This is a genomic window from Burkholderia sp. AW49-1, from assembly GCF_053427845.1.
The window spans coordinates 1-5,442 of sequence record NZ_JBSAXF010000066.1; the positions used below are offsets into that span (position 1 = coordinate 1).

General features: G+C 60.0%; 3 protein-coding genes. All 3 read right to left on the minus strand.

All coding sequences use genetic code 11. The annotated features are described in order from the left end of the window. A partial coding sequence (locus tag ACV22W_RS33345; protein ID WP_448023789.1) for a DUF746 domain-containing protein occupies positions 1-989 on the minus strand: 989 nt, incomplete at its 3' end. Continuing rightward, positions 989-2,728 carry a ShlB/FhaC/HecB family hemolysin secretion/activation protein gene (locus ACV22W_RS33350; protein ID WP_448023790.1) on the minus strand — a complete coding sequence of 580 codons (1,740 nt, stop codon included), beginning with the start codon at positions 2,726-2,728 and terminating at the stop codon, positions 989-991. The genes ACV22W_RS33345 and ACV22W_RS33350, both read right to left, overlap by 1 nt. Positions 2,729-3,143: 415 nt before the next feature. Then, positions 3,144-5,442 (minus strand): hemagglutinin repeat-containing protein (locus tag ACV22W_RS33355; protein ID WP_448023791.1); only part of this gene is annotated, 2,299 nt, incomplete at its 5' end.

Genomic DNA, 5,442 nt, shown 5'->3' on the forward strand with positions numbered 1-5,442 from the left:
AGCCGACCACCTCCTGTACACGAACAGCCACGGCCGTCCGCATGTTGCGCCGTTCCCACACGGCCACAAAACGGACACGGCGTCGTCTCGTCCGGCGTGACACCCAGGCGGATTCTCGAGGACAAGCTGCCGCTCGGCTCGAGCCGGTCACCAAAGTCGGCAAATCGGTCGCGCCATTTCTGCACCATCGCGGGACTCGTATCAACAATCTCCGACACCTGCATGATCGACAGCGGCAGCGCCAGGTAGCGGGTGAATTCCCTCATGCGCTCGATTGAATCGGTTTTCGTATTCACAAACGGCGTGCCGCTGCGGCGGCTGAATTTCTTCTGGCAGGTTCCACACGAAAAGTTTGGAATGCCGCCCTTGGATTGACCCGCGAAATGTGTCTTTCGACTGCCACAGGTTGAACATGGTGGCGGCCGGCGACTGGTCGAATTCAATTTATCGAACTCGCGTATCAAACGTGCGGTCAGTTTCGTGTCCTCGCACGCGCCGATCTCGTCAAATGCCAGGGGCCCGGGTTCCAGTTCGGTCAATCGACCACCGAGCCGCACGCGGCGCTCCCACTGACCGCTCGGATCGAGTCGCAGCAACCAGCTACGCCAGGCCGTGACGCGCTCCGCGATATCTGAAGACAGGCTGCCCATCCGCTCTCCCGCTTCGAGACATGAAATCGGTTGCGACAGCAGGGACACGAACAGGTCAAGCTTCTTGAGGTGTTTTTCGCCCAGCGGGGTGTCGACGGTGCGGCCGAAATAGCGCTGGCACGCCTGGCATTCGAACATCGGCAGCCGGCCGATCGGGCGTGTTCTGAATCCCGCACTCGTGATATGGCCGCCGCCGCAGCGTGGACAATGGGGCCGCGGCTCGTGGCTCTCGGACAACAGCGCGGCGATCTGCGCGGTCAGAAAGGCCGTCAGTTCTTGATCCTCGCCGGCGTCGTCTCCGACGACAGCGGGCCGAGTATCGGATTGCGCCCTCATCATCAGAACTGTGCCGTGACCTGAAAACCAACCGTAACTCGTGCCGTCGGGAACCCGGATGGCTTGTAGACGGGTGTGCCGGCAAACAGGTCGTAACCGTAGGCTCCCAATCGGGTCGCGATGCTGCCCTTCACGCCAATCACCGCGCCCGCCAGTTGCGTGCCGACGAGGGCGACCGGCTGCGGGCCCCACACGCGGCCGTAGTCGATGCCGGCATATACCGCCTGCCCGGTTTGACCGATCGGCGCCTGCAGTTCGTTGCGCCAGTAGAAGCCACGGGAGGCAGCCAACATCGTCTCCCCGTCGAATCCGCGCACCGTGTAACGGCTGCCGATCGTCAGGTCGTCGATGTAGTACAGCGTATTGCCTGTGTACTGGCCGTGGAACGTCGTCACGTAGCGGAACGGCTGCTGCGCGATGGCGAACGGTACGGACAGGTTGGCGTCGAGCACGGCCATCTTGTAGCGGTAGGTCGGGCCGCCGTCGACCGCCAGGGTGTCGTCCTGCGCGCCGAACGCACCGATACCCTGCCGGTACGCTAGCGTGCCATCGAACTGTGCATTACCGAAATAGTGGCGATCGGTCAGACCGAACTCGACGAACGTATTGTTGCGACGCTGCTGCGGAATCTCGGTGTCCTCGATGAAGCTCTGGCCGAACCTGCGCGACAAGCGGAACTGCACGCCGAACACGTCGTTCTGGCTGCGAGACAGCACGCGGTTCAGCTTGAAGTCGACGGTCTTCGAATTGCCGCTCGCGATGAAGGTCTGGTTGACGCCGGCGATCTGCTGGTAGTACGTGTTGGTGTACGCCGAGAGCGTCGCGGTCCAGTAGCCCCACGGGATCGAATAGAAACCGTTCCAGCCGTGCGAACCGAGCCGCTTGTCGCCGAACTCGAGATCCTGGCTCACGCCGACGTTGAAGACGTCGTTCAGGCCCAGGGGGTTGTCGATACCAAGCGACAAGTTGCCCTGCAGCCGGCCGGTCGCGCGCGTGCCGGAGTTGTCGATCGATGCGACGACGGTCCACGGCTTGCTGCGCTTCACGTCGAGTACCACGTCGCTTTCGCCCGGCACGTCGGCCGGCACGATCTGCATGGACACATCCTGGCTCGACACGCGCTTCATCTGCTCGAGGCCCTGTTCGAGATCGCGCAGGTTCAGCAGCTCACCGTCGCGAGTCGGAAAGGCAGTTTTCCAGGTGCCGCGCAGCTTGTCGTCGGCGAAGCGCACATGGCGGATTACACCCGGGATCAACGAAAACTTGAGGGTGCCGGTCGACAGATCCTGTTCGGGCAACAGCACACGCGTCGTCACATACCCGCGCGCCAGGACGGCTTGCGACAGGCCCTTGACGAGGATGTCGAGCCCTTGCTTTCCGACGCACTGGCCAGCGTAGTGGTCGAGCCATTCACGCGTGAAGGCGAAGCGATCCATCGGCAATGCCGACGCGCCTTGCGATTTCACGGAAGCCGGTAGCGCATCGGGTACGTCGAGTGCGAAACGCTCGATCCGAAAGCAGGGCGTTTCCGACGGCAGCGTTGGATACTCAGCACTCGCCACCACCTCCGACCGCACCCCGGGCGCGGAGACGGCCCGTTCGCGCTCGCGCGCCTCTTCCTGCTGTCGGGTTTGCTGGTCGTTGCCCGGAATGACCAGGCGCGGGGCTTCTTGCGCCGACACACTGGTCGCGACAAACAGCAGTGATGCCGCAGCAGGAATCCCCCGGCGAATAGTTCTCATGTAACTTTAGACGTGTGATTGTGAATATTGACTACGTCGTGTGCTTATCTGAATTTCAACAAGCAACTTCCAGTTGAACTGGTCTCCACATAGCGCCAGAGTCGGGTTCGTCGATTAGGAGCCCCCAACGCCTGGCCTGACAAAAAACGCCGTCATTTAAACCACGGCCCAAATCTTTCTGGGTTATCGCTCAACATCCCGGCAGTTCGAAGTGGCTTCTGTAGATATCTGAAGAATATCGGCAATTGAATCAAAAGAACTGGAATTCCAATCAAAAATACCGACACATCGTCACTTAACTTAAACGCCAATCTACAAATCCCAACCACTACGACCGTGTTGCAACCGGCCGCAAACGCGGATGCAAGCGATACAACAAACCAGATTTGAAATGTTGCATATGCTCGTCGCCAATTCACTGGTGTTCTCCGGTATTTTTTACGTCGTTAAACAACGTGAAGCCTTTCGTGCCGACTCCGAACAACAAGAATCCTTGAGTCGTCCCATATGGCCACGGCTGCTTAATAAACGGAAGCAAATTTACATTATCAATCTTAGGCACAGTGGCTCCGAACATCGATACAGGTCGATTCAAGCCATCAGCCACGCCTATATTGAGAGGCACGGGTGCGCGCAAGGTAAGAATTGCTGCACCAAAATTCAATCCATCGTAGGCAACATTGCCCCATCCAGATGGGAGAACCTGATTAAACCCCCATCGCAGCGGATTGTCTCCAGGCGCGTTAATTCCATTAACGCGATTATACAACCCACTACCTCCTTCCACGACTTCACTCAATCCGAAGGTGGTCATCCAGCCGCCGGCAACACATCCGATACCAGTTGTGCACAGTGCCGCTCCAGTTTTCGCCGTCATTCCACCAAGGGCGATTTTAGTCGCATCTTTTGCCACGCCCACCGGATCGTTCTTGATGGCGTCGCCACTTTTTTGCAGGAAAGTGTAGTCAAATAAGCCAGAATTCTTCTGTTGGTTAACCCAGTCGAGTTCCTTTGTAAGCGACGCCACTTCAACCTCGCTCACAAAATTCTTGTTGCGCTCGTCGCTGCCGGCGGGATATTCCGCCCAGCATTTGACGGCATAACACGCGGCACGCGTAAGGCGCTTCTCCTCGTCTTTGTCGCCGTTCGCCTTGTCGCTGATCGCCTTCTTTTCGTCCGGGTGCAACTGCCTGTTGAACCGATCAACGTTGTACCCAGAGAACGCCCCCGATTCACCGCCCACCGCCGCACCCGCCCCCGTCGCAAGCGCGTTCGCCACGATGTTGCCCAGCGCCTGATTCATATTGGCGTTGCCGGTCGGATCGCTCCCTGCGATCGCGCTGCTCAGTTCGTTCAGCTTGCCGGACGCGATCGACGCAATCGCCGCACCGGCGGCACCACCTACTGCATTGCCGCCGGCTAACCCTGTTACCAGCGCCGCACCGGCACCTTGCATGAGTGCGCGGTTCGCTCCGCCTTCCTTCCACGCGTCGACGCCTGCCTGGTCGCCATTCTTCTGGGCTTGCCGTTTCATCTCGTCCGCGTAGTCCCCAATCCGGCGCGACACCGCTTCGCCAGCAGCGCTGGCTGCAGCCATCATGTCCGACTGGTTGGCCAGCAGATTCTGCATGTCCGGGAGTTTGGCGACCGTACCATTGGTGTTCGTCGTATCGCGGTTCAAGCTCGCCACATCCTGCTTCTGGTTCGCCGAATCCGTAATCGTCACCGTCCCCGCACTGACGCCGCTCTTCGTCGTCGCGCTGTCGCTACCGCTGTCGTTCTGGCCAAGCATGGGTGCGGCGCCACCGGCATTCTTGCCCGACGTGCTGCCGTGGGTACTGTAGTTCATCCCGCCGTCGCCGGTCGTCGCCCCCGCACTGAAGCCGCTCGAGCTCGCATCGTAGTGCGACTGGTTCTGGATGTCCGAGAAGGACAGCGAACCCGTCGTCAGCGTGTTCTTCGACGCATCCGCTTCACTCGCGATCAGTCCACCCTTCAGGTCGGTATTGCCGGTGACGTTGATATTGAAACCGCCGTCGCCTGCCTGAATGCCGGCTTGCTCGTTGACGCCCGCGTAGCTGCCCGACGCGTTGCCCTTGCTCTGGCTGAAGCTCGCACTGGCGCCGCCCTGGCTGATGCTGAATCCGCCGCCCGAACTCGACTGATGCGCCGCGCTCGTCAGCGTATCCTGCACGCTGACGATGTTCAGGCTCCCGCCCACATCGGCGTTCACCTGATTGCCCTTCACGTTCGAGCCGATGATGTTCGTATCGCCGCCCGAGATGATCGTGACATTGTTTGCTGCATTTACATGGCTGTTGTTCTGCGTAGCCAGATCGCTGTTGCCATCTCCGTTGGCCTTCGACATCGCCGCGGAAACACCGAACCCGCCCGTGCCGACCGACACGCCCACGCTCGCGCTCTTCGACTCGTTCGTGCTGCGCGTCGAATCGGTGTCCGTCGTATTGACGATATTGACCTGATTCTTCGCGGCCAATATCACATCGTTTGCGTTCACGTTAGAGCCGGCGATCGTCACATTGCCGCTGCCAGCCTGACCGTTGCCGGTCGCCGCAAACGCCACCGTCCCGCCTGCATTCACGTTCGAGCCGCGATTCGTCACGCTGTCTTCGGAGAATGCGCTCTTGCTGTGACTGCTGCCGACGCTGACTTCGACCTTGAACTGAGGCGTTTCGCCTGCCCCCAGTGCCCGG